Genomic DNA, 23474 nt, shown 5'->3' with positions numbered 1-23474 from the left:
CGAAGCGGCGCGCATGACAGCAACAGGAGTACTCCATGGCTGAAAGTCATGGCGGCGCAAAAGGTCCGGCGGCGGGCGCCCACACCGAGGCTGATGGTGGTCACCACGGTGGCGGTTTTCCGCCGTTCGAGAGCAGCAGTTTCGCTTCACAGCTGGTGTCGCTCGCGATCTTCTTTGTCCTGCTTTACGTGATCGTGTCCAAGCTCGCTCTGCCGCGCATCGGCGGTGCGATCGAGGCGCGTCAGAACAAGATCGAGGGTGACCTCGCCGAAGCGCAGAAGCTGAAGGACCAGTCCGATGCGGCGCTGAAGGCCTATGAAAGCGAGCTCGCTGCGGCGCGCGCGCGGGCGCAGGCGATCGGCAACGAGACCCGCGAGAAGCTGAATGCGCAGGCGGAAGCCGAACGCAAGACGCTGGAAGAACAGTTGGCGGCCAAGCTCGCCGGGGCGGAGAAGACCATCGCCGCGACGCGCACGACCGCGATGAGCAACGTCCGCGGCATCGCGGCCGATGCGGCAGGCACCATCGTGCAGCAGCTCACGGGCGTCGTTCCGGACGCTGCGTCGGTCAATGCCGCCGTTGACGCGTCCTTGAAGGGTTAGTCGATATGTTCTTCGAACCTGAATTTTGGGTCGCCGTCGCTTTCGTGATCCTGATGGTCGTGTTCGCCTATCTCGGCATCCACAAGACCGTGCTGACCACGCTCGATCATCGCGCCGCCCGCATCAAAGCCGAGCTCGACGACGCGACGCGTCTCAAGCAGGAGGCGGCGAAGGTGCTCGCCGGCTACAAAGCGCGCAGTGCCACCGCCGAACGCGAGGCCGCCGACATCATCGCCAACGCCAGGGCCGAGGCCGAGCGCATCGCAGCCGACGCCAAGGTGAAGATGGAAGACTTCGTCGCCCGCCGCACCAAGACAGCGGAGAGCAAGATCGCGCTCGCCGAGGCCCAGGCGCTTGCCGACGTCCGTGCCGCAGCCGCGGAAGCCGCCGTCCAGGCCGCCTCCACGATCCTGTCGCAGTCGGTCAAGGGCCGGGTCGCCGACGATCTGCTCGCCAAGGGCATCACCGAGGTTCGGCAGAAGCTGAACTGAGGGGTTAGTCCTCAACAATCAAAAAGCCGGCGCAAAGCGCCGGCTTTTTGTTTGTCAGGTACCGCACAAATGGACGTCATCACCCGCGAAAGCATGTGATCCAGTGTTCGAGAGCGCCCGAGTAGTCCGGAGAAGCCGCGGCGTCCTGGATGCCCGCCATCGCGGGGCATGACGGCTTTCTTCTCTCGACTTACTTCTTCTTCCCCCGCGCCTTCGGCTCGGGCGTGAGCGCCTGCGGGTCGAAGCCGACATAGAAGATGTAGGAATCGGCGATCTTGGCCGAGGGCAACGGATAGGCCAGATCCTCGGCGACGAAGGTAAAGGGCACGCTGCCGCCCTCGGACATCTCGACCGTGGTCCGGTAGGCCTTCGAGGCGATCACCTTCTCGCCGACGCCGCCCTGCACCACCGCAACGCGCAAGGGGACCTCGACAGTAGCAGGTGCCCCCGCGGGACCAGCGATGACGCGGCCCTGGATGCCGATCCGGGCCGTGATATCGCCGCCGTTCCGGAAGCATTCGCGCGCCATCTTGGTGATCGAAGCCTGGAAGCGGACGTCATTGCCGACGGCCGGCTTGCCGGTGCTGCCAACCGCGTAGGTCGAGGCGCCGGCGCGCACCGTGACCTGCGGACAATCGACCTCGTCATCGGCCGCCGGCTGGCCGGGCGCGGGCGCCGGCTTGGGCTGGGCCGGCTCGTCGGACTTGCCACCGAACAGGCCCTTGAAGCGCTCGCTCAAGGACTGGGCCGCCACCGGCGAGACCCCGGCGAGCGCAACCGACAACGTCAGCGCGATCCCCGCCCTCCACCGCAACGCATTCCGCGATGACCGAAGCTTCTTCACCATCAACGCCCATACTCCATGACAATCGGCCGGTCGCCGGCCGGGCTTGCGCGTTATATCGTCAAAATCGGCGAACCCAAGGCGGTCCCAATGACTTTGGCCACAGGCTTGGCAGGGCTCAGCCGCGGAAATCCTCGTGCAGCAGACCGAACAGCAGGTGGTCCTGCCAGATCCCGTTGATGCAGAGATAGCGGCGCGCCAGGCCCTCGCGGGAGAAGCCACACTTCTCCAGCACCCGGATCGACGGCGTATTGGTGGGGATGCAGGCGGCCTCGACCCTGTGCAGATTGAGCTCGCCGAACAGCGTCGGCAGCAGCACCCGCAGCGCAGCGGTCATGTAGCCGCGATGGGCATGAGGCTTCCCGACCCAATAGCCGATGGTGCCGGCCTGGACGATGCCACGGCGGACATTGGCGAGCGTGATGCCGCCGACCATGGCACCGTCGAGCTCACGGAAGATCAGAAAGGGATAGGAGCGGTCCGCGGCAATGTCCTCGGAATAGCGGCGCAGGCGCCGGCGGAAGCCGGACCGGGTGAGATCGTCCGACGGCCAGATCGGCTCCCAGGGCGTGAGGTAGTCGCGGCTGGTCTCGCGCAGATGGGCCCATTGCAAAAAGTCGGACATCTGCGGTGCGCGCAGCAACAGCCCGTTGCCGCGCGGCGCGAGGGCGGCGGGTCCACTGGACGGCAGGCGAAAGAGGGCCATGGTGATGCTTCCCGGGGCAGATCAGCCCGTGCGCCGCTCCTAATGCAGCCGCGCCTTGGCACGTGCCCGGGTCAATCCTTCCGCAAAAGACACCGCCGTGTCCAGACCCCTGCCACTGCCTAATGCGACAACCGCAGGCCGGCTCCGCGAAAGCAGTGCACGTGCCGCATCCCGGGTCGATTCGACGCTGACCGCGTCGATCCGGGCCACCAGCTCCTCGACCGTCTGCGGCCGGCCATAGGCCAGCACATGCCGGGCAAGCTGCTCGGCGCGGGACGAGCAGCTCTCCAGCGCCATCAAGAGGCCCGCCTTCATCTGCGCCTTGGCCCGCGCGATCTCGGCCTCGGTCAGCGTCTCCACCGAATCATTCATGATGTCGACCACGACCTCCATCATCTCCGGCGCGTCGGCCGGATCGGTACCGGTGTAGAGGCCGAAGAAGCCGGTGTCGGTATAGGGCGCGTGGAACGAGTAGATGGAGTAACAGAGGCCACGCTTCTCGCGCACCTCCTGGAACAGCCGCGACGACATTCCGCCGCCGAGTATGTTGGTGAAGACCTGAAGCGAGAACAGCGACAGATCGGTCTGCGGCACGCCTTCCAGCGCCAGCGTCAGATGCGCCTGCTCGAGCTCGCGATGCACCACCTTGACGCCACCCTTGCCGAACTGTGCTGATTGCGGCTTTGGGCCCGGTGTTGCCTCAAAACTCGCAAAACGCTTCTCGACCTCGGCAACCACCTGCTCGTGATCGACGGCGCCCGCGGCCGCCACCACCATGTCGGGCCCGCGATAATGCGTCGACAGATAGCCGCGCAGCGAGTCGCGGTTGAAGCTACGCAAGGTCTTTGCAGTCCCAAGCAGCGAGCGTCCCATCGGCTGGCCGGGATAGCAGAGCTCGTTGAGATGCTCGAACACGACGTCGTCGGGCGTGTCCTGCGCGGCGCCGATCTCCTGCACGATGACGTTCTTCTCGCGCTCCAGCTCGTCCGGCTCGAAAGCGGGATTGGCAAGGATGTCGGCGAGCACGTCGAGGGCAAGCGGGACGTCCGCCTTCAGCACCCGCGCATAATAGGATGTGGTCTCGGTCGAAGTGCCGGCATTGAGGTCGCCGCCGACCGCCTCGATCTCCTCCACGATCTCCCGCGAGGAGCGCTTCGTCGTCCCCTTGAAGGCCATGTGCTCGAGCAGATGCGAGATGCCGTGCTCGTTGGGCTTCTCGTCGCGTCCGCCGACGCCGGCCCAGACGCCGAGCGATGCGGTCTCGAGATGGGGCATCTTGTCAGTGACGACGGTGAGCCCGGAGGCAAGCTTGGAGATCTCGACGCTCATCCGGCAACTCCTTGTTTTGCGGCGCGGCTGACCGACAGCACGAACCGCTCGATCTCGGCCTGATCGCTCTTCATCACCCTCATGTGTTCGGATTTGGTCATGAGACCGTCGAGCCAGGCCGGCAGTTGCGGCCGCTGGCCGCAGGCTGCCTCGACCGCATCGGGGAATTTGGCCGGATGAGCCGTGGACAGCACGATGCTGGGAACCGTCGTGTCGGTGGTGTCGCGGTCGGCGACAGCGAGGGCGACTGCGGTGTGGGGATCGACCAGCTCGCCCGCCTCGCGCCAGGCGGCGCGGATCGCGGCCGCAGTTTCGGTCTCGTCTGCCCGCCCGGCGTCGAATTCTTCACGGATTGCGGCCAGCGTCGCGTCGGGCAGCACGAAGCGCCCCGACTGCTTCAGCGACTCCATCAGACGGCGCACGCCGGCCGCATCGCGCCGGCCGGCTTCGAACAGCAGCCGCTCGAAATTCGAAGAGATCTGGATGTCCATCGAGGGCGACGCCGTGGCGTGCACCTCGCGGACCTCGTAGATTCCGGTCTTGAGCGTGCGCGCCAGGATGTCGTTGACGTTGGCGGCGATACGCAGCGTGCGCACCGGCAGCCCCAGGCGCTTGGCGACATAACCGGCAAAGATGTCGCCGAAATTGCCGGTCGGCACGACGAAATCCACCATGCGCTTCGGCGCACCGACGGCAACGGCGGACGTGAAGTAGTAGACCACCTGGGCGACGATGCGCGCCCAGTTGATGGAATTGACCCCGGAGAGCGAGGTCGCATCGCGGAAGCGATGGTTGTTGAACATCCCCTTCACGAGTGCCTGGCAGTCGTCGAACGTCCCTTCGATGGCGAGCGCATGGACGTTGGCCGCGCCTGTCGAGGTCATCATCCGCCGCTGCACCTCGGAGATGCGGCCGTGCGGAAACAGGACGATGAGATCGACATTCTCAAGCCCTGCGAAGGCTTCGACCGCAGCGCCGCCGGTGTCGCCGGAAGTCGCAACCACGATGGTGGTGCGCTGGCCGCGCTTGGCGAGCACGTGGTCCATCAGGCGCGAGATCAGCTGCATCGCCACATCCTTGAATGCGAGCGTCGGGCCGTGGAAGAGCTCCAGCACGAATTGATGCGGCGTCATCTGGCGCAGCGGCACCACCGCCGGATGGCGGAAAGTGGCATAGGCCTCGTTTGCCATACGGCCGAGTTCGGCGTCCGTGATCTCGCCGCCGGCGAACGGACGGATCACGTCGACTGCGACCTCCCAATAGGGGCGGCCGAAGAAGCCAGCGATGGTTTCGGCCGCCAGCTGCGGCCAGATCGCCGGCACATACAGGCCGCCGTCGCGGGCGAGCCCTGTCAGCATCACGTCGCAGAAGCCGAGTTCTGGGGCCTGGCCCCGGGTCGAGATATAACGAGTCAAACTGCCCTCCAAAGGCCGGCCGGGCCTGAGCTCGGTCCATAAGCCTTTGATTTTAGGAAACTACTTGTCAACAGCCAGAGGCTTTGGGCCACCTTAAAGTGTTTTGCGGCATCGGGAAACCGCTTCCCGCCGATGCCCCGCCCAACGAAAAGGGCTGCGGCGATGCCGCAGCCCCTCTTGGAAGGTCTGTCGTTGATATGTGCAGACCGATTTGCCTCGTGCGGGTCGCCGACCCGCCAAAATCGTCGGCCCAAATTCTCGTCGGCCGCCACGAAATCGTCAAGGGCGAAAACGACGGATCCGGGAAGATGTTCCTATTTTTCCCGGAACGTTTTGAGCTTCGCTAGCGTCTCCGTGCGGGCACTCGCGCTCTATTGCCGCGTTTTCCCGAACGCGCGGGTGATTCAGGAACGAATGTCACTTCGGCCGATTGTGTCGGCGGATGGTATCGGCGGCGTCCATGCATTGCCCGGTTGCGCGCCGAGATCGATCCGCCCAGCCGAACCGGCTGCATCCTGGAGCAGCCGGTTCGGTGCTCAGGCCGCCAATGCCCGGGGCGTCAGCTCATCCCGATTTCCACCGCGATCCTGATCAGGTCGGAATGGTTCTTGGCGCCGAGCTTCTGCTTGAGCAGGGACGTGGTGTTGGCGACGGTCTTGTAGGAGATGCCGAGCGCCTCGGCGACCTCGACGATCTTGTCGCCACGGCCGAGCAGACGGAGAATTTCGAGCTCCCGCGGCGTCATCTGCGAGGCCGGATTGGCCTTGATCGCTGCACCGGAGAACGTCACGGCCTCCGCCAGCTGCGGCGAAATGAAATTGTCGCCCGCGACCACCTTGCGCACCGCCTTGAGCAAAATCCGGGGATCGTCGCCCTTGGAGACATAACCCTGCGCGCCAAGCTCGACCGCCCGGACCACGAAGGCCGGATCGTCATTCATGCTGAACATGATGATCTTGGCATCAGGGTCGTCCTTGCGGATCCGCCGCATCAGCTCGAAGCCGGAGACGTCGGGCAGGCTGATGTCGATGACGGTGACGTCGGGCCGCTTGCTGACATAGGCGCGATGCCCGGATTTGGCGTCGGTTGCCTCGTCGATGCGGATCGAATGGTCGGACGCGAACAGGGTACGGCACCCCGACAGGACCACAGGATGGTCGTCAACGATCAGAATTCGGGTCGCCGGTTTGGCGGTATCTTGCATTGCAAGCTCTCTTGTTTTTCGACTCATAGACCTGCGGGAACAAATGGAAAGAGCAAATCCCGCCGATGCGCGTTAGAATTGGCCTAATGTGGCAACGCCTCTCGTTCAGAACGCAACTGTTTCTTCCGCTCGGCGTGAGCTTCCTCGCCGCGCTGATGATGGGCGGCGTGCTGCTCCAGACCTTCGCGACGGGCCAGCTGGCTGACGAGAAAGAGCCGGGGCGGCGCTCGACTCGAACGGTCGCCGCCGCGCTGAACAATACCCTGCGCGCCTCGGACAATCCGCGGCAGACACTGGATGTCTTTGTCCATTCATTGGGTAACTCCTCCGATATCCAATTCCGTGCCGTGGAAGCGGGTCCTGCGCCCTCCCCGAAGGACGACCTGCGCAACCTGCATGGCGTGCCGCAATGGTTCATCGACCTGCTCATCATCCCGGAGATGGACGCAGCATCCCCGGTGGTCATCGACGGCAGGCATGTCGGCGATATCGTGTTCATGCCCGATCTGTCAGCCGACCTGTTCGAGAAATGGATCGGCTTCCTGGCGCTGACGAGCCTCATTGCCGTGCTGATGGTCCTGACCGGGACCATTGCCTATCTCTTTGCGGGATCGGCGCTGCGCCCCCTGCAAAATCTCGGCGCGGGCCTCACGCGAATCCGGCGCGGCGATTATGCAACGCCTGTCCCGGTCGCAGGACCGCCGGAGATCCGGCAGAGCTGCGAGGAAGCCAATGCGTTGGCGATGACGCTCGCGCAGTTGAGTCAGGATAATCGCAACTTGTTGCACCGCCTGGTGTCGCTCCAGGACGACGAGCGGCGCGATCTCGCGCGCGAGCTGCACGACGAGCTCGGACCGCTGCTGTTCGGCATCCGCGCCGGCACGATCGCGCTGAGCGAGGCCTCGCCGGCGGGAACTCTCGGCAACCCGGCGCAGGAGGTGATGCGATCGGTCGAGGCGCTCCAGCAGACCAACCGCCGCATCCTTGACCGGCTGCGGCCGCTCTACATCGAGGAATTGGGGCTTGAGACCAGCGTGCAGACGCTGCTCCAGAACTTTCACAAACAGGCGCCGCATATCAGCCTGACGGCCACGATCGATCCTGGTCTGAATGAGATCGACGGACCGCTGGCCCAGACCGTCTATCGCCTGATCCAGGAGACGCTGACCAACGTGCTGCGCCACGCCGGGGCGAACAATGCCCATGTGCAGGCGAGCATTGCCGGCGAGGCGCTCGCTATTGAGATCTCCGACGACGGCGGCGGCTTTCCCGAGGGCAACGTCTTCGGCCGCGGCCTGACCGGCATGCACGAGCGCGTGCGCGCGCTCAGCGGATCGCTGTCACTGCTGCGCGCGGACGAGCGAACCTATGTACGCTGTCGCCTGCCGGTCGAGACGGCGCGAGACCAGCCGGCATCCGGCTAGCACGCACCATCAGCGAGGGGAGTCTGCCGCGCCGGCTCGCACAATGTGCTATGGATCTTACCTTCGGGACTGAAACGAAACGAAGCGTGGATACGCAGCGAGCCCGCGACGGAATATTCGAGATCGATGCCATGCGGCACTGGATTGATCTCCTCCAGACCGAAGCCTGCCGACGAGAAGGTGCTGAGCCGCGGTCCCCAATACGTTTCGAGTTCGCGGCGTCCGCGATAGTGTCGCGTGCCGTTACACATGCATTCGACCCGGGCGTCGTCCGCATAGAGGTCGAGCAGCGTCGGGAGGTCGCCCTTCCGGCAGGCGTCCACCCAGTCGACGACAAGTCCCATCTGGTCGAAATCGCTCACACCAAATCCTGTCTGCCGCGAAATTCGCAGGCGGCTTAGGACCACCCTCGTGAATATGCGCTGAATAATAAACCCCGGGCGATACCGGGTTCCTCCGGGAACCTCGGACGTTTCAACCCGGTCTCCGTCCCCTCGCCCAGATGCCGAATGCGATCAGCACCGCGCCCGCGAGCGCGAACCAGGTGATGGCGTATTGCAGGTGATCGTCCTTCAGATGCACGCCGAGCGGGCCGGGACGCGGAATACCATTCTCGGGCCCGGGTTGCTCGAGGTCGACGTAGAACGGTGCAACCGTTCCCCAGCCGAGCGCGCTTGCGATCGCTAGGTGGTCGCGCACGAACCAGAGCCGCTTGTCGCGGTTGTGCGCCGGCGTCATCCAGCCAGGCGCCTCGGGAAAGCGAAGATAACCGGTGAGCATGACGGGTGCGCCGGTCACGAGCTTCTTCACCGCACGATCCTCGACATTGCGGTCCTGCATCGTGTTCTCGACGAAGCCCGTATCGATGACGACCATCTCGCCGCTCGGAAGCCGCGCCGGCAGGAACGCCCAGGTACCGGGACCTGAGGCGTCCTTGCGCACGGCGGATCCTGACGAATAGACCATCGCATCGGGCGAGGCTGCGTAGGTCGCGGTGAAGCTGACGCGGCGGAATTCATCGCGCGCCGGATTGAGCGCAGCCCATTGCGAAGGCGGCGGCAGCGCGACGGGTGCCTCGGCGAGACGCTCTGTGAGTGCTGCGACCAGCTCGTGCTTGGCGAGCCGTCGCTGCAACTGCCAGAGGCCAAGCGCGACGAAGACGAGGGTCAGGAAAAGCGTGAACAGCGCGAAGCCGGCCACGCGGGGCTTGTGGGCCGTCTCGTTCATTTCGCGCGGTCGACCAGCCGGCCCGGCGCCGCCTTGTGATGGAATTGCAGCGCGATCAGCAGCGACTTCATCGCGCGCAGCGGCAGCAGCGTGGTGGCGAGGATCAACGGCAGCCACAGCGCCGCATGCAGCCAGTACGGCGGCTGGTATTTGACCTCGACGATGAGCGCGCACGCAACAACGATCCCGCCGGCCAGCATGATGATGAAAATCGCAGGACCGTCGCCGGAATCGATGAAGGCATAGTCGAGGCCGCAGCGGTCGCAGCCAGGAGCGAGCGTCAGGAAGCCCGCATAGAGCTTGCCTTGGCCGCAGCGCGGGCATTTGCAGGCAAGCCCGCGTAGCGCGCTTTGCAGGACGGTATTCTCGGGCTCAGACGGGCCGGCAGTGTCGTTCATGATGGCGGACTCTATCACAGTTTCCGCCGAAGCTGCCGGCGGCCGAAAAGCGAAAGGGCGGCCCTGCGGCCGCCCTTCTGGTCGATTCAAAGCCGCTCAGTGTGCGCCGTGGGCCATGGTCTCGGCGCCGTGTCCCCACACATAGATGCAGAGGAACAGGAACAGCCAGACCACGTCGACGAAATGCCAGTACCAGGCGGCGAATTCAAAGCCGAGGTGCTGGGTCGGCGTGAAGTGGCCGGCATAGGCACGGAGCAGGCAGACCAGCAGGAAGATGGTGCCGACCAGCACATGGAAGCCGTGGAAGCCGGTCGCCATGAAGAAGGTCGCGCCGTAGACATTGCCGGCGAAGGAGAACGCCGCGTGGCTGTACTCATACGCCTGCACGCAGGTGAAGAGCGCGCCGAGCACGACGGTGAGGATCAGGCCGTATTTCAGACCCTGGCGATCGTTCTCGAGCAGCGCGTGGTGCGCCCAGGTCACCGTAGTGCCGGAGGTCAGCAGGATCAGTGTGTTCAGGAGCGGCAGATGCCAGGGATCGAAGGTCTCGATGCCATGCGGCGGCCAGGTGCCGGGGACGGCGCAGGCGCCGGCCTGGGTGCCGAGGCCGCAGCCGAACACTGCGTCGCGGGTGGCGTGAACGGCATCGGCCGGGAACAGCGCCGCGTTGAAATAGGCCCAGAACCAGGCCACGAAGAACATCACCTCGGAGGCGATGAAGAGGATCATGCCGTAGCGGTGATGGAGCTGCACGACACGGGTGTGGTCACCCTTGTGCTGGGCTTCCCTGATCACGTCGCCCCACCAGCTCGCCATGGTGTAGAGCACACCGACGGTGCCGACGCCGAATACGATCGGCGCGGCCGAGAACATGTGGTGCATCCAGGTGATCGCGCCGACCGCCATGATGAACGCCGAGACGGAGCCCACGGCTGGCCACGGAGACGGATCGACCAGGTGATAATCGTGATGCTTGGTGTGCGCCGTTGCCATTTGCGGTCTCTCTCCTCAATCCCGTGCCTGTCCGGCACCTATCCCCTTGTGTCCAACCCCTGAGCGTGAGCCCCGGGGATCAGAGATTTCCCTTGCGTTTGTCGTCTTCGCTGGCTGCGAGCGGCTTCACCACCGGATCGCGCACCGGATAGAACGTGTAGGACAGCGTGATCGTGTTCAGCCCGTCATTCTCGTGATCATCGGCGATCGACGGATCGACGTAGAACACGACCGGCATCTCGCGCTTCTCGCCGGGCGCCATGGTCTGTTCGGTGAAGCAGAAGCAGTTGATCTTCTGGAAATAGGAGCCGACCGTCAGCGGCGCGACATTGTACGCGGCCTGGCCTGCGGTGGTGCGCGCGGCCTGGTTGGTCACGGTGTAAAAGACGGTCGTGACCTGGCCGATATTGACCTCGATCTCGCTCTGCTCCGGCTCGAACTTCCAGGGCAGGCCGGGCGCGACGTTGGAGTCGAAGCGCACCGCGATTTTCCGCGCGATCGGTCCGGTGGCGGGTGCGGAGATCGCGACCTGGGTCGTGCCGTTGAAGCCGGTAGCGCGGCAGAACCAGTTATAGAACGGCACCGCCGCGTAGGACGCGCCGACCATCAGCGCCACCACGCCGCCGCAGATCGAGGCGACCAGCGCGTCGCGGCCAAGACCATTGAAAAGACCGCGGCCCTTGCTGGCCCTCCGGCTCTGATCCTGCGATATGGTCGGCTTCTGATCCATCTTCCCTACATCGGCCGGACTAGAACTGCCGGTCCCTTGACCATAGTGACGGCGAAGAACAGCACGACGAGCACGCCGAGCGCGAGCGCGATCGCGATCGAGCGCTGACGACGGCTCTTCTTCTGCGCCTCGGTGAGGACGATTCCATCTGGCTCAGGTTTATCGGCCATTCCCGCGATCATGCGCCCCCTGCTATCGGAGCAAGCGCCCGGAACACGACCTCGGCCAGCAGGGTCGCAAACAGCGCGAACAGATAAAGGATGGAGAAGGCAAACAGCTTGCGGGTCGCGCGCAGCGATTGGCTGCGCTCGCGGCGCAGGTAGACGTTGATGGCGAGCACCAGCATGCCGGCGCCGAGGATCAGCGAGACGATGCCGTAGACAGCGTCGAAATAGCCGAGCGCCCACGGGACGGCGGCCACCGCGATCAGCACGATGGTGTAGAGCAGGATCTGAAGCCGGGTCGCGTCCGGACCGGCGACGTTGGGCAGCATCGGGATGCCGGCACGCGCGTAGTCGTCGGAGCGGAACAGCGCCAGCGCCCAGAAGTGCGGCGGGGTCCAGAAGAAGATGATGGCGAACAGCAGCAACGGCTCGACGTCGACCGTGCCCGTCACCGCGGCCCAGGCCACCACCGGCGGCAACGCGCCGGCGGCGCCGCCGATCACGATGTTCTGTGCGGTCCAGCGCTTCAGCAGAAGCGTGTAGATCACGACGTAGAAGAAGATGGTGAAGGCGAGCAGCGCGCCCGCGATCCAGTTGACGAGGATGCCGAGCGTCATCACCGAGAAGAAGGCGAGCGTCATGCCGAACGTCATCGCCTCGGGACGGGTGATGCGGCCGCGCGGAATCGGCCGGTTCGCCGTGCGCGACATCTTGGCGTCGATATCGCCTTCGAGCGCCATATTGAGCGCCCCGGAAGCGCCGGCGCCGACGGCGATGCAGAGCAACGAGGTGATTGCCAGCACCGGGTGGAAATGCCCGGGCGCCATCGCCATTCCGACCAGCGCGGTGAAGATCACCAGCGACATCACTCGTGGCTTGAGCAGCGCGATGTAGTCGCCAACCTCCGCTTCGGAGATGCGGGGATTGATGTCGATGGCGTTCTGGTCGAGGACGGCCACTAATTTTGACTCGCTTCGTTGTAGAGCCGCGGCGCCCGTCACGGACGCCGCGAGCATTGGCTTACTGCACGCGGGGCAGCACTTCGAACTGATGGAAGGGCGGCGGCGAGGGCAGAGTCCATTCCAGCGTGGTCGCGCCCGCACCCCACGGATTGGCGCCAGCCGGCACCTTGCGGGCGAAGGCCTCGATCACGCAGTAGAGGAAGATCAGCACGCCGAAGCCGGAGATGTACGAGCCGAGCGAAGAGACGAGATTCCAGCCCGCGAAGGCGTCGGGATAGTCGACATAGCGGCGCGGCATGCCCGACAGGCCGAGGAAATGCTGCGGGAAGAACACCAGGTTCACACCGATGAAGGTGACCCAGAAGTGCGCCTTGGCCAGCGTCTCGTTGTACATGTAGCCCGTCATCTTCGGGAACCAGTAGTACCAGCCGGCGAAGATCCCGAACACCGCACCGAGCGACAGCACGTAGTGGAAGTGCGCGACGACGTAGTAGGTCTCCTGGAGCACGCGATCGACGCCGGCGTTCGCCAGCACGACGCCGGTGACGCCGCCGACGGTGAACAGGAAGATGAATCCCACCGCCCAGATCATCGGCGCGCGGAACTCGATCGAGCCGCCCCACATGGTGGCGATCCACGAGAAGATCTTCACGCCGGTCGGAACCGCGATGACCATCGTGGCGGCGACGAAGTAGGCCTGCGTCGCCGAGGACATGCCGACCGTGTACATGTGGTGCGCCCACACCACGAAGCCGATGCCGCCGATCGCGACCATGGCGTAGGCCATGCCGAGATAGCCGAACACGGGCTTGCGCGAGAAGGTCGAGATGATCTGGCTGACCATGCCGAAGGCGGGCAGAATCAGGATGTAAACTTCGGGGTGACCGAAGAACCAGAACAAATGCTGGAACAGTACGGGATCGCCGCCGCCGTCGGGCGCAAAGAACGTGGTGCCGAAATTGCGGTCGGTGAGCAGCATGGTGATTGCACCGGCGAGCACCGGCAGCGACAACAGCAGCAGGAACACCGTCACCAGGATCGACCACACGAACAGCGGCATCTTGTGCAGGGTCATGCCCGGCGCGCGCATGTTGAAGATCGTGGTGATGAAGTTGATGGCGCCGAGGATCGACGAGGCGCCCGCCAGATGCAGTGACAGGATCGCGAAGTCGACGGCCGGGCCCGGATGGCCGGAGCTCGACAGCGGCACGTACATGGTCCAGCCGGCGCCGACGCCGTTGGCGCCCGGCTCGCCCTCGACGAATGTCGACATCAGCAGCAGAGCGAAGGAGGCAGGCAGCAGCCAGAACGAGACGTTGTTCATGCGCGGGAACGCCATGTCGGGGGCGCCGATCATCAGCGGCACGAACCAGTTGCCGAAGCCGCCGATCATCGCCGGCATGACCATGAAGAAGATCATGATCAGGCCGTGAGAGGTCACGAATACATTGTAGGTGTGCGTCTCGTGGAAGATCTGCACGCCCGGATACATCAGCTCGGCACGGATCGCGATCGACATCGCGGCGCCGATCACGCCGGCGATGACCGCGAAGATCAGGTACATCGTGCCGATGTCCTTGTGGTTGGTCGAATAGACGTAGCGCCGCCATCCGGTCGGATGGGCGTGCTCGTGGTCATGCGCGTGATCGCCGTGTGCCGCTGCGCTCGTTGCCATTTTCAAATCCTGCCTTGCGTCCCGATCGGACCTCTGGAGGTCCCGCCCTTTATGTCGCTTTCGGTCCCCTTAAGCCGTCACCCGACGCTTACTGCGTCGGGCCGGCCGCGGAGGCGAAAGTGCTGGTGCCGCCGCTTGCATATTTCTTCTTCGCCGTCTCGACCCAGGAGGCGAACTCCTTGTCCTCCACGACGCGAATCGCGATCGGCATGAAGGCGTGGTCCTTGCCGCACAATTCCGAGCACTGGCCGTAGAACATGCCGGTCTTGGTGGCCTTGAACCAGGTCTCGTTCAGCCGCCCCGGAATGGCGTCGATCTTGACGCCGAAGGCCGGCAGCGCAAAGGCATGAATCACGTCGGCCCCGGTCACCTGAACCCGGACCACCTTGTTGACCGGCACCACCATCTCGTTGTCGACGCCGAGCAGCCGGGGCTGCTTGTCCTGGGCCATCAGCGAGTCGAACTCGAACTTGCCGTTATCCGGATAGGCATAGGACCAGTACCACTGCTTGCCGGTTGCCTTGATGGTCAGGTCCGCCTTCGGCACGTCGAGCTCGAGGAACAGCAAGCGGAACGACGGCACCGAGATACCGACCAGGATCAGTACCGGAACGAGGGTCCAGGCCACCTCGATCAGCGTGTTGTGCGTGGTCCGCGACGGCACCGGATTGGTCCTCGCGTTGAACTTGATGACCACGATCACCAGCAACGCCAGAACGAACAGCGTGATCAGCGTGATCAGCACGAACAGGAAATTGTGGAACCAGACGATGTTATCCATCACCGGGGAGCCGGATTCCTGAAGCTTCCACTCCCACGGCGCCGGCTGCCCGAGCTCGGCGAATGCCGCACCGCCCGTCGCCAGCGTCAGACCCGCCACGGCCAATCCCAGCAAGTGCCGGCCCACCGGGCCCATCGACATCTTCATGCCGTTCGCGCTCCCCTAACGAAATCACCCCAAGTGCATTCCCCTATTTTCGGGAAACGCATTATTCAATCCGCCCGTCTGACAAACCGCCGCGCAAGAATACCTCCAAGAATACCTCTAAGAGGAATTGGGGCCGGATCGCTAGAACGCCGAAATCAAGCCTCTCAAACCATAATTCTTGATCTATCGCAATGCAGTCTTGAGCCCCGTCTGTCAGCCATCACCCGCAAGATATTTCCTAGTAACATCAGACAAAAATGCCGTTTCCCGGGATGCTGCGGCTTGACAGCGGAATTGCCCGCGGTAGGCACTGGCAGACAGCCGCACCGGAACCTGATTCGTGCGGGCGACGGCGGCCGTGGCGGCGTGGAATTTGCTTGCGAATCGCCTTCAAGACGCCGTCATTCCCGTATCAGTCCGCCAGGTGCGAGCGACCAGGCGAGCAGAGGGACCGACCCGATGGGGTTTTCGAGATGCATGGCAAGGCCGGCGACAAGGCAGGCTAGCGGCCTCACGAGGCTGGCTGCCCTGCTGGTTGCTGTCGTCGTTCTGGCGTTCCCGGGCCTCGCCCATGCGCAGGGCGCGGTGCGCTCCGTCCATGGCGACTGGCAGATTCGCTGCGACACCCCGCCGGGCGCCCAGTCCGAGCAATGCGCCCTGATCCAGAGCGTGGTGGCCGAAGACCGCTCCAATGCCGGCCTGACCGTGATCGTACTCAAGACCGCCGACCAGAAAAGCCGGCTGATGCGGGTGGTCGCCCCCCTCGGCGTTCTCCTGCCCTCCGGCCTCGGCCTCAAGCTCGACAACCAGGACGTCGGCCGTGCCGGCTTCGTCCGCTGCCTGCCGAATGGCTGCGTCGCCGAGGTCGTCATGGACGACAAGCTGCTCGGCCAGCTCCGCACCGCCAAGACCGCGACCTTCATCATCTTCGAGACGCCGGAAGAAGGCATCGGCTTCCCGCTCAGCCTGAACGGGCTCGGCGAGGGCTACGACAAGCTGCCGTAGGGGCGGCCTGAACGCGACGCCTGCTTATTCGTGATTGCAGATGAATCCCACTTTTCGGAAAGATTGTCGCGTGCTCAATTAGTGGGGTTGCCCATTTGCAGCTTACCTACGTATGACCGAACGGCCGCCTCCCAGAGAAAGACGTGCTCATCCTCGTGGCCGATCGCAATGAACGGCGGGAGGTCCGCACTGCAGTCCGCGAGAATCCTTACTGCGCCGTCCAAACAATCAAGTGGAACGTAAGGCTCCTGTTGCACTGCCCAGAGATAAGCGCGCCTCGCATGCTTCACTGCTTCTCTCGGTTCGCCTAGCTCTTGCCAAAGTTCCGCGACTACCACCGAGTCTGCATCCTCTGATACCGTACTTAGCCTCTCAACCTCTGCTTTCTCGCAGCTTTCTCCAGCACGAAGTCGAGCTAAAGCGAGGCGAGCCTCGCAATGGTGATTCTCTAGCCCTCTTTCGCGGCACCACGTCAAAGCCTCGGAAAAGCAATCGATCGCCCGATCGGGATCTTTTCGCGCCAAGTACCATTCGCCGCGGATTTCGCGGAGATTCTGCTTCAGCCATATACTATTGCCGCGCGCCACTACTTCTTCAGCTCTGGTCAGTATTTGTTCCGTCAGTTCGCCTCGATTAAGTAAATCAAGGGCTCTTTCAGTCTCAGCCTCCCCTGGCCTGTAAACACCCCGTCGCCAATCTCTACCCATATGTTCGAGGACAGCCCACAACTCGTCGGCTAACTGGCGGTTACCCGTCCGGACTGCGAGCGAATATGCTCTAAACTTGGACATGAACAACAGTTCTGGATCGCGCGATGCCTCCACCAATTCCGCTGCAAGCGTACGAAGTCTTTCGGCTGCGAGAAACTCGTTGCGACTGAGACAGTTCGCGAATCCGCACAACGAAATGTAGAGAGAATCGGGAGAAGGTTCGTTGAGGCTCAAAAGAATTGCTCTCTCGTGCAATTCCCGTGCACGCGCAGGGGAAAGCAGCACGGCCGCACAGTTCGTTATATACCAACGTTGCGTCGTTTCCGTTAAGGCTGGAGAGTTGTCCCATCCCTCGGGAAAAAAGCCCCGGATTAAGGACAAAAATTCAGGGTCGGCACCGACATTGTAATGTAGTGCGTTCGCCAAGTCTTCAGCGAGCGCATAGAATGCATCTGAGTAGCGCTTCATCCGGAGGAACGCACTCACTACTTGGATGCCATCCGACACATCTTCTAGCTTCTGCGCATCATTCCAAGGGACATGTTGCCGGCTGGTGAAGTGATCCAGCACCTTCTGACCAAGAACGCTTGTTTCCTCCTGATTGATCCGTTCAACGGCGACACCGCGAACGACAGGATGCAGATCATAACGCTTGCCACTCAAGTCGTATTGCAAAAGACCCCGCTGCTCGAGATCGCGAATAGCCATCCCCAAATCGTTCGCATTCGAAATGTTCGGGTCTGTTCCATCAGGGTCGTTCACACGGTTAGGAACAATGGCCAAGGCTTCCAAGGACTTGAAATCAACAGCGCTTCGCAGCAGCGAGAGCAAATGCAACAGTCTGCGTCCCTTCTGATCCAAGGCGCCAATGGCTGTCTCCAAAATGTGATTCTTTCGCTGAACTAAATCGAGCTGCCCTAGATTCAGCGACATCCCGTACTTAGGGTCTTCACTCCATCGATCAAAGTTTCCCCGATCCGGCGGATAGTCATTGATTAGGCCGGCTAGGGCTCCTACGACGAGGGGATGGCAATCGCAATTCCTCTGCAAATAAGCGCGGATAGCGATCGAATCGCCAAACACTCCGCTCGACCTGACCATTGTTTCAGCATCTACGGGTCGCAACCCCGGCAAGAGTTGCCGACGAACGCCTGGTACTACTGCGCGCGAGGAGTTGATAAGGGCTCGCGGCATAAGCCGCGAAGACACCAGAATCTTTGAAGGAACTGCATCGGCCAATCGGCGCAGAAGTCTATCATCCTCAGGGCGAATTGAACTCCAATTGTCCCGCCCTGCGATCTGATCACTTACGACGCCTGCATCGCTATCGAGCATCTGAGCCGCGTCATGACGGTGGTAAGCCACGAGGACCCGCTCTAGTCCGTCAAGAACGAGCAACCATGGGTTTCTCTCAAGCTGCGCTATCAATCGATCGAACAACTGCTGAGTACGTAACTTTCGGAAGGCGCTTGGGTCTGTGTCGGTCATGTATGCCAGCGCTGCGCAGCAAAAGTCTGTCATGACCGCGCCCTTCTCGTAGAACGAATACCAAAATCGTCCGGCCCAATCCTCCCTTGCTCTGGTCGAGTGCTTTGTAAGCCATTCCCATGTGAGCATGCTTTTCCCAGAACCGCCGACGGCTTCGAGAAGGAGCATGGAGTTTGGATCAGCGGCATCGCACCAATCGGACAACATCAGCAGCTCCGATTCCCGGCCCACAAAAGAGTGCGAGCCGAGATAGCGGGGCACGGCAGCAAGTGCTGGCGGCCGAGGCAACCCAGTGTCTAGGCCGCGCTCTCGGAAGCTGCGCTGATCCGTCGAACCATCGAGCCCGGCGCCTTCCCCAAGTACCTCCAGGTCACGCCTCTCATTTCGCTCAAGTAGGCGGATTAAATTACCGATTGCCGTTGCCGCCGCAGTCGAAAATTGCTCCAGGCTGGAGAATACCTCGTAGACGCGTTGAACTTCCGCGTCATTGCGCATCTTCTTAGCGCGCTCGCGAAACTCATCGAGCTTGATCCGCTTCTCCGGATCCGACTCAATGTCCGCGGCTCTGACGAGGTGATCGGGGCCCATGATGAACAGCACCATTGGCCGGCCTAGCCGCATAGCCTCGTTAAATTCTAGTTCTGTGATGGATAACCGATCGGGATTCCGAACCGGATCAAACGGTGCCTGCCCGTATTTCAGGCCAATCACACCAATGTAAGCGGCCGCATTGCGAACCATATCCAAAGAGGTATCGATCACATCGCCTTCCGCCTGAGCACCCGAATGCTCCATTACGCTTGGCATGTAATGAAGCTTGCTAATTACCTCGATCGCTCTGGCCCGATGCTCCTTCAAATCAGTAAAGGTGCTGGACAACATGATCGCTTTAAAATCTTTGGGCTTCTCCAAGGCATTTCCCCGAGCTCAAAGGGTTTAGAAAATGCGGGTGAGACTGAACCGCCCCCTCACCCATAACGCTATGACTGGAAACACTATTTGAAGGCCGAGCTACTCGCAATGAGAGCGCCAGTGACGGTCACCACCTACTCAGAGCAGCGGAAGGGATACATGACTGTGATTCGGACCCCGTTGCGAAAGGTAGCCCCAATGGCAGCCTGGCAGTCATTGTGATAGTCGGCCATTTCGATGGTCCATGAGACCAGACGTGATTGGGCCCCGAGAGATATCTGCTACCGTAGAGCACAGCTCTAAGCTGAGATTCTGATCGAACAGCAGCTTCATATCGGGGCGGTCACCAACCGTCTCTCACGATCGGCGGCGTAGGCCAGGCAGGCCCGGATGTCGTCCTCGGTCAATTCAGGGAAGTCATCGAGGATTTGGGTGTGGGTCTGTCCGGCAGCCAGCCAGCCGAGCACATCCGCCACGGCGATCCTCATGTGGCGAATGCAGGGGCGCCCTCCACGCTTGCCCGGTTCAATTGAAATGATATCTCGGTAATTCATGGAGATAGCATAGCATCGATCCGCATTTGATGCAGCATTGGCTTTAGGACCAACGTCAGGTCCTTACGCGATCACTCCGATCCCTATCGTTTCGGTAATGTGACGGCCCGCCCCTCGCGGAACCGCCGGGAAACCATTATCTTGCCCCACATCTCCCGATAATGGACGGACGCATGACCAATCGAGCCACCACCTCCCTGCTCGACCGCGCCAATCTCGACCGCGACCAGGTTCGCAACGAGCTCGCACGCGGGCTTGCGGGTGCCGACGACGGCGAATTGTTCCTGGAATACAGCCAGACCGAAGCGCTGATGTTCGACAATGGGCGGCTGAAGCAGGCGACCTATGACACCTCGCAGGGCTTTGGCCTGCGCGCCGTCAAGGACGATGCGGTCGGCTATGCGCATTCCTCCGACGTGTCGCTGCCGGCGCTGATTCGCGCCGCGGACGCAGTCGCCGCAGTCCGCGGCGGCTACTCCGGCAGTTTTTCGGCCCCGCCAGCGCATACCAATGTGCGGCTCTATGCCGACGACAACCCGCTCGATGCGCCGGGCTTCGAAACCAAGGTCAAGCTGCTCGCCGAGATCGACGCTTATCTGCGGGACAAGGATCCGCGGGTGCGGCAGGTCAGCGTCAGCCTGGGCGCGACCTGGCAGGTCGTCGAGATCCTGCGGCCTGACGGCGAGAGCTATCGCGACATCCGCCCGCTCGTGCGCGTCAACGTCTCCGTCGTCGCCGGGCAGGGCGACCGGCAGGAGAGCGGCAGCAAGGGCTATGGCGGCCGCGCCGGCTATGCCGAATTCATCGAGAGCAAGAACTGGCGTGACGCCGCCGACGGTGCGCTACGCGAGGCCTTGGTCAATCTGGAATCGATCCCGGCGCCCGCCGGCGAGATGGACGTCGTGTTAGGCGCCGGTTGGCCCGGCGTGATGCTGCATGAAGCGGTCGGCCATGGCCTCGAAGGCGACTTCAACCGCAAGAAGACCTCGGCGTTCGCCGGCCTGATGGGCCAGCAGGTCGCGGCCAAGGGCGTCACAGTGGTTGACGACGGCACCATTGCCTCGCGCCGCGGCTCGCTGTCGATCGACGACGAGGGCACGCCGACCAACCGCACCGTGCTGATCGAGGACGGCATCCTCGTCGGCTATATGCAGGACCGCCAGAACGCGCGCCTGATGAACATGAAGCCGACCGGCAACGGCCGCCGCCAGGGCTATGCCCATGTGCCGATGCCGCGCATGACCAACACCTACATGCTCGCGGGCGACCGCGACCCGGCCGAAATCCTCGCCTCCGTGAAGAACGGCGTGTTCGCCGCGAATTTCGGCGGCGGGCAGGTCGACATCACCTCGGGCAAATACGTATTCCAGTGCACCGAGGCCTACAAGATCGAGAACGGCAAGTTAGGGGCCCCCCTGAAAGGCGCCATGCTGATCGGCAACGGGCCAACCGATCTGCATCGCATCCGCATGATCGGCAACGATCTCGCGCTCGACACGGGCATCGGCACCTGCGGCAAGAACGGCCAGGGCGTGCCGGTCGGCGTCGGCCAGCCGTCGCTTCTGATGGAACGCATTACGGTGGGTGGAACGGGCGCATGAGCGTTGAGAAAGTAACAGTGCCCGCCAAGCGGAAGAGCAGTGGCTGGGGCGGACAATTGGTGCAGCTCGCCGGCATCGTCGCCGCCGTGTTCATCGCCAAGGGCGCGCTCGCCGAACCGTTCTATGTGCCGTCGGGTTCGATGGAGCCGACGCTCCTGATCGGCGACGCACTGCTCGCCTCGAAATTCCCCTATGGCTACGGCACCGCGTCACTGCCGATCCAGATCAACCTGCCCGAGACCGGTCGCGTCTTCGCGGAGACGCCGAAGCAGGGCGACGTCGTGGTGTTCCGCTGGCCCGGCGACCGCTCGCAGGCCTGGGTCAAGCGCGTCGTGGGGCTTCCCGGCGATCGCATCCAGATGCGGCAGGGCCAGCTCTTCGTCAATGATCGTCCCGCCGAGCTGAAGCCGGACGGCATTGGCGCGGCCGAGGACGACAATGGCGGCAGCGAGCCCGCCCACCGCTATGTCGAGACGCTGCCGAACGGCGTGTCGCATCTGATCTTCAAAATGCGCGACAGCGGCCCGCTCGACAACACGCAGGAAGTGACGGTGCCGGCCGGCCACCTCTTCGTGCTTGGCGACAACCGCGACAACTCCGCCGACAGCCGCGTGCCGCTGCGCTCAGGCGGCGTTGGCCTGTTGCCGATCGACAATCTGGTCGGACGTGCGGACGCCGTGCTCGGCTCCTGGGATCTCGGCATGCGCGGCCAGCCGGTGTGGACCTGGCTGTCCGGTTTCAGGCTCGCGCGGTTCTTCACCGCCGTGCACTGAGCTGATCTCATGACCTTCGACGACGTCAGAAAATTCGCGCTGACGTGGCCGGAGGTCGAGGACGGCACCTCCTACGGCACGCCCGCACTGAAAGTGCGCAAGAAGATGCTGGCGCGTCTGAAGGAGGACGGCGACAGTCTGGTGATGCCCGACGTTCCAGTCGACGAGCGCGCAATGCTCCTCGAGAGCCAGCCAAAGATCTTCTATTTCACCGATCATTATGCCGACTATCCGATCGTGCTGATCCGCCTGTCCAAGGCGAAACGCGCGATCGTCGAGCCGCTTCTGCGGCGGCGCTGGCGCGGCCTCGCTTCGAAGGCGGCGCGCGCTGCGTTCGATGCCGGCGCGTGAGTGATGGCCGCGATGGATCGCGACCGCTTCCTCGCGCTGGCGGGGTTCGCGGTGATTGCGACGGAGTGAGCTGGCGTAAGGTGCACCCTACGCATCCGCACGATCACGCCGCCTTCGCCTGCACGTTGTCGCAGAACTCCGCGAGACGATCCGCAAGCCGCAGCGTTGCAGGGCTGGCGCCGGGCGAGGCCATCAGCGCCACTTCGGTCCGGTTGATCGGCTCAAAACCGTCCTTCGTGGTCAGCACGCGGTGATCGGACTGGATCGCCATCTCGGACAGGATGCTCAGACCCATGCCGGCGGCGACCGCCGCCTGGATGCCGGCGAGGCTCGATGACGAATAGGCCATGTGCCAGGGCCTGCCGGCGCTTTCCAGCGCGTGGATGGCGCCGGCGCGGTAGAGGCAGCCAAGCGGAAATCCGATCAGCGGCACCGACGGCGCATTGACGTCGATCGGATGGCTCTTGCTGGTGACCCAGTGCACCCGCTCCGGCCAGACCGCGATGGCGCCCTTCGCGCCGGCCTCGCGCTTGAACAATGCGAGGTCGAGTTCGCCGCGTTCGAGGTCGCGGGACAGGTTCTTGCTTTGGTCGGCGCGCACATCGAGCCGCAGGCCCGGATGCGAGCGTGAGAATGTCCCGAGCAACTTCGCAAGCCGGTACGCTGCGAAATCCTCGGGGATGCCGAGCCGGATCGCGCCTTCGCCGTCGGGCTGGCGCAGCACGTCGCGCGCCTCCTCGGCGAGCGAGAGCAGCCGCCGCGCATAGGACAGCAGCCGCTCGCCGGCCTCGGTCGGGCGCACGTCCTTGCCGTCCCGATGCAGCAATATCTGCCCGACGTCCTCCTCCAGCCGCTTGATCTGCTGGCTCACGGTCGATTGCGTGCGGTGGACGCGCTCGCCGGCGCGGGTGAAGCCGCCGGCCTCGACCACCGAGACGAAGCTGCGCAACAGCTCCAGATCGAGCATGGTCGCCTCCATTCGAAAATC

Annotated in this window: 24 protein-coding genes; 7 read left to right on the top strand and 17 right to left on the bottom strand. The window is 63.3% G+C overall.

The features are described 5' to 3' along the window. The first annotated feature begins 35 nt into the window (after nt 1-35). Together IVA80_RS08825 and IVA80_RS08820 are read left to right on the top strand one after the other, a co-directional pair. Nucleotides 36-602, top strand: coding sequence for a F0F1 ATP synthase subunit B (locus IVA80_RS08825; protein ID WP_247428098.1), 567 nt, complete (start codon nt 36-38; stop codon nt 600-602). 5 nt (nt 603-607) lie between these two features. Next, nucleotides 608-1093, top strand: coding sequence for an ATP F0F1 synthase subunit B (locus tag IVA80_RS08820; protein ID WP_247428095.1), 486 nt, complete (start codon nt 608-610; stop codon nt 1091-1093). A gap of 190 nt (nt 1094-1283) precedes the next feature. On the opposite strand, the gene IVA80_RS08815 is transcribed toward IVA80_RS08820, so the two are convergent. The 5 genes from IVA80_RS08815 to IVA80_RS08795 form a co-directional block, all read right to left on the bottom strand. Then, on the bottom strand, nt 1284-1940 hold the full coding sequence (locus IVA80_RS08815; RefSeq protein WP_247428092.1) for a hypothetical protein: 657 nt from the start codon (nt 1938-1940) through the stop codon (nt 1284-1286). 115 nt (nt 1941-2055) lie between these two features. Beyond that, a complete protein-coding gene (locus tag IVA80_RS08810) occupies nt 2056-2643 on the bottom strand; it encodes a GNAT family protein (protein ID WP_247428089.1) in 588 nt (195 codons plus the stop codon). Nucleotides 2644-2682: 39 nt separating this feature from the next. Further along, the gene (locus IVA80_RS08805; protein ID WP_247428084.1) at nt 2683-3972 is read right to left on the bottom strand and encodes a pitrilysin family protein; all 1290 of its coding nucleotides are present in this window, start codon (nt 3970-3972) and stop codon (nt 2683-2685) included. Further along, complete coding sequence (gene thrC / locus IVA80_RS08800; RefSeq protein WP_247428081.1) at nt 3969-5387, bottom strand: threonine synthase; 1419 nt, start codon at nt 5385-5387, stop codon at nt 3969-3971. Before thrC ends, IVA80_RS08805 begins: the two co-directional genes overlap by 4 nt. A gap of 559 nt (nt 5388-5946) precedes the next feature. Continuing rightward, entirely contained in the window at nt 5947-6591 is a 645-nt protein-coding gene (locus IVA80_RS08795; RefSeq protein WP_247428078.1) for a response regulator transcription factor, read from the bottom strand. An 86-nt stretch (nt 6592-6677) separates the two neighbouring features. On the opposite strand from IVA80_RS08795, the gene IVA80_RS08790 reads away from it, so the two are divergent. After that, nucleotides 6678-8015, top strand: a complete 1338-nt coding sequence (locus tag IVA80_RS08790) for a histidine kinase (RefSeq protein WP_247428073.1) — start codon at nt 6678-6680, stop codon at nt 8013-8015. Here IVA80_RS08790 and IVA80_RS08785 read toward each other — a convergent pair. The 9 genes from IVA80_RS08785 to coxB form a co-directional block, all read right to left on the bottom strand. Further along, on the bottom strand, nt 8012-8377 hold the full coding sequence (locus IVA80_RS08785; protein ID WP_247428070.1) for a nuclear transport factor 2 family protein: 366 nt from the start codon (nt 8375-8377) through the stop codon (nt 8012-8014). The genes IVA80_RS08790 and IVA80_RS08785 overlap by 4 nt on opposite strands. 112 nt (nt 8378-8489) lie before the next feature. Further along, a complete protein-coding gene (locus IVA80_RS08780) occupies nt 8490-9242 on the bottom strand; it encodes an SURF1 family protein (RefSeq protein WP_247428068.1) in 753 nt (250 codons plus the stop codon). After that, complete coding sequence (locus tag IVA80_RS08775; protein ID WP_247428065.1) at nt 9239-9640, bottom strand: DUF983 domain-containing protein; 402 nt, start codon at nt 9638-9640, stop codon at nt 9239-9241. Before IVA80_RS08775 ends, IVA80_RS08780 begins: the two co-directional genes overlap by 4 nt. A gap of 96 nt (nt 9641-9736) precedes the next feature. Further along, nucleotides 9737-10633: a cytochrome c oxidase subunit 3 gene (locus IVA80_RS08770; RefSeq protein WP_247428062.1), complete on the bottom strand. Its 897-nt coding sequence runs from the start codon at nt 10631-10633 to the stop codon at nt 9737-9739. A gap of 79 nt (nt 10634-10712) precedes the next feature. Next, nucleotides 10713-11363 (bottom strand): cytochrome c oxidase assembly protein, encoded by a 651-nt coding sequence (locus IVA80_RS08765; RefSeq protein ID WP_247428058.1) that lies wholly within the window; start codon nt 11361-11363, stop codon nt 10713-10715. A gap of 5 nt (nt 11364-11368) precedes the next feature. Beyond that, complete coding sequence (locus IVA80_RS08760) at nt 11369-11545, bottom strand: CoxF protein (RefSeq protein ID WP_200457479.1); 177 nt, start codon at nt 11543-11545, stop codon at nt 11369-11371. Next, nucleotides 11542-12486 (bottom strand): heme o synthase, encoded by a 945-nt coding sequence (locus tag IVA80_RS08755; RefSeq protein WP_247428055.1) that lies wholly within the window; start codon nt 12484-12486, stop codon nt 11542-11544. Before IVA80_RS08755 ends, IVA80_RS08760 begins: the two co-directional genes overlap by 4 nt. 61 nt (nt 12487-12547) lie before the next feature. Beyond that, nucleotides 12548-14164 carry a cytochrome c oxidase subunit I gene (gene ctaD, locus IVA80_RS08750; RefSeq protein WP_247428052.1) on the bottom strand — a complete coding sequence of 539 codons (1617 nt, stop codon included), beginning with the start codon at nt 14162-14164 and terminating at the stop codon, nt 12548-12550. A gap of 88 nt (nt 14165-14252) precedes the next feature. Then, nucleotides 14253-15092: a cytochrome c oxidase subunit II gene (gene coxB, locus IVA80_RS08745; RefSeq protein ID WP_247428050.1), complete on the bottom strand. Its 840-nt coding sequence runs from the start codon at nt 15090-15092 to the stop codon at nt 14253-14255. A gap of 459 nt (nt 15093-15551) precedes the next feature. On the opposite strand from coxB, the gene IVA80_RS08740 reads away from it, so the two are divergent. Continuing rightward, nucleotides 15552-16097 (top strand): invasion associated locus B family protein, encoded by a 546-nt coding sequence (locus IVA80_RS08740; protein ID WP_247428047.1) that lies wholly within the window; start codon nt 15552-15554, stop codon nt 16095-16097. Between the two features lie 74 nt (nt 16098-16171). On the opposite strand, the gene IVA80_RS08735 is transcribed toward IVA80_RS08740, so the two are convergent. Together IVA80_RS08735 and IVA80_RS08730 are read right to left on the bottom strand one after the other, a co-directional pair. Beyond that, nucleotides 16172-19207: a DUF4062 domain-containing protein gene (locus IVA80_RS08735; protein WP_247428044.1), complete on the bottom strand. Its 3036-nt coding sequence runs from the start codon at nt 19205-19207 to the stop codon at nt 16172-16174. 329 nt (nt 19208-19536) lie between these two features. Next, nucleotides 19537-19761: a DUF433 domain-containing protein gene (locus tag IVA80_RS08730; RefSeq protein ID WP_247428041.1), complete on the bottom strand. Its 225-nt coding sequence runs from the start codon at nt 19759-19761 to the stop codon at nt 19537-19539. A 173-nt stretch (nt 19762-19934) separates the two neighbouring features. Between IVA80_RS08730 and tldD the strand changes: the two genes are divergently transcribed. The 3 genes from tldD to IVA80_RS08715 are packed head-to-tail and all read left to right on the top strand — an operon-like array spanning nt 19935 to nt 22486. Further along, entirely contained in the window at nt 19935-21362 is a 1428-nt protein-coding gene (tldD, locus tag IVA80_RS08725; RefSeq protein ID WP_247428038.1) for a metalloprotease TldD, read from the top strand. Continuing rightward, nucleotides 21359-22135 (top strand): signal peptidase I, encoded by a 777-nt coding sequence (lepB, locus tag IVA80_RS08720; protein WP_247428035.1) that lies wholly within the window; start codon nt 21359-21361, stop codon nt 22133-22135. Before tldD ends, lepB begins: the two co-directional genes overlap by 4 nt. 9 nt (nt 22136-22144) lie before the next feature. Continuing rightward, the gene (locus IVA80_RS08715; protein ID WP_247428032.1) at nt 22145-22486 is read left to right on the top strand and encodes an MmcQ/YjbR family DNA-binding protein; all 342 of its coding nucleotides are present in this window, start codon (nt 22145-22147) and stop codon (nt 22484-22486) included. A gap of 103 nt (nt 22487-22589) precedes the next feature. Here the strand turns inward: IVA80_RS08715 and IVA80_RS08710 are convergent, their stop codons facing one another. Beyond that, the gene (locus IVA80_RS08710; protein ID WP_247428304.1) at nt 22590-23453 is read right to left on the bottom strand and encodes a LysR family transcriptional regulator; all 864 of its coding nucleotides are present in this window, start codon (nt 23451-23453) and stop codon (nt 22590-22592) included. Nucleotides 23454-23474 lie beyond the last annotated feature (21 nt).

Source organism: Bradyrhizobium sp. 139 (assembly GCF_023074175.1).
GTDB lineage: Bacteria > Pseudomonadota > Alphaproteobacteria > Rhizobiales > Xanthobacteraceae > Bradyrhizobium.
The sequence above is the reverse complement of the archived record's forward strand: the minus strand, read 5'-3'. Positions and strand labels throughout refer to the sequence as shown.

What these genes read in the sequence shown, in the direction of transcription:
- tldD (WP_247428038.1), top strand. Translation starts at nt 19,935, where the DNA reads ATGACCAATCGAGCCACCACCTCCCTGCTCGACCGCGCCAATCTCGAC.
- IVA80_RS08810 (WP_247428089.1), bottom strand. Translation starts at nt 2,643, where the DNA reads ATGGCCCTCTTTCGCCTGCCGTCCAGTGGACCCGCCGCCCTCGCGCCG.
- IVA80_RS08780 (WP_247428068.1), bottom strand. Translation starts at nt 9,242, where the DNA reads ATGAACGAGACGGCCCACAAGCCCCGCGTGGCCGGCTTCGCGCTGTTC.
- IVA80_RS08710 (WP_247428304.1), bottom strand. Translation starts at nt 23,453, where the DNA reads ATGCTCGATCTGGAGCTGTTGCGCAGCTTCGTCTCGGTGGTCGAGGCC.
- coxB (WP_247428050.1), bottom strand. Translation starts at nt 15,092, where the DNA reads ATGAAGATGTCGATGGGCCCGGTGGGCCGGCACTTGCTGGGATTGGCC.
- IVA80_RS08770 (WP_247428062.1), bottom strand. Translation starts at nt 10,633, where the DNA reads ATGGCAACGGCGCACACCAAGCATCACGATTATCACCTGGTCGATCCG.
- IVA80_RS08790 (WP_247428073.1), top strand. Translation starts at nt 6,678, where the DNA reads ATGTGGCAACGCCTCTCGTTCAGAACGCAACTGTTTCTTCCGCTCGGC.
- IVA80_RS08775 (WP_247428065.1), bottom strand. Translation starts at nt 9,640, where the DNA reads ATGAACGACACTGCCGGCCCGTCTGAGCCCGAGAATACCGTCCTGCAA.
- IVA80_RS08795 (WP_247428078.1), bottom strand. Translation starts at nt 6,591, where the DNA reads ATGCAAGATACCGCCAAACCGGCGACCCGAATTCTGATCGTTGACGAC.
- IVA80_RS08730 (WP_247428041.1), bottom strand. Translation starts at nt 19,761, where the DNA reads ATGAATTACCGAGATATCATTTCAATTGAACCGGGCAAGCGTGGAGGG.
- IVA80_RS08765 (WP_247428058.1), bottom strand. Translation starts at nt 11,363, where the DNA reads ATGGATCAGAAGCCGACCATATCGCAGGATCAGAGCCGGAGGGCCAGC.
- IVA80_RS08805 (WP_247428084.1), bottom strand. Translation starts at nt 3,972, where the DNA reads ATGAGCGTCGAGATCTCCAAGCTTGCCTCCGGGCTCACCGTCGTCACT.
- IVA80_RS08820 (WP_247428095.1), top strand. Translation starts at nt 608, where the DNA reads ATGTTCTTCGAACCTGAATTTTGGGTCGCCGTCGCTTTCGTGATCCTG.
- IVA80_RS08715 (WP_247428032.1), top strand. Translation starts at nt 22,145, where the DNA reads ATGACCTTCGACGACGTCAGAAAATTCGCGCTGACGTGGCCGGAGGTC.
- IVA80_RS08740 (WP_247428047.1), top strand. Translation starts at nt 15,552, where the DNA reads ATGGGGTTTTCGAGATGCATGGCAAGGCCGGCGACAAGGCAGGCTAGC.
- ctaD (WP_247428052.1), bottom strand. Translation starts at nt 14,164, where the DNA reads ATGGCAACGAGCGCAGCGGCACACGGCGATCACGCGCATGACCACGAG.
- IVA80_RS08760 (WP_200457479.1), bottom strand. Translation starts at nt 11,545, where the DNA reads ATGATCGCGGGAATGGCCGATAAACCTGAGCCAGATGGAATCGTCCTC.
- IVA80_RS08825 (WP_247428098.1), top strand. Translation starts at nt 36, where the DNA reads ATGGCTGAAAGTCATGGCGGCGCAAAAGGTCCGGCGGCGGGCGCCCAC.
- IVA80_RS08815 (WP_247428092.1), bottom strand. Translation starts at nt 1,940, where the DNA reads ATGGTGAAGAAGCTTCGGTCATCGCGGAATGCGTTGCGGTGGAGGGCG.
- lepB (WP_247428035.1), top strand. Translation starts at nt 21,359, where the DNA reads ATGAGCGTTGAGAAAGTAACAGTGCCCGCCAAGCGGAAGAGCAGTGGC.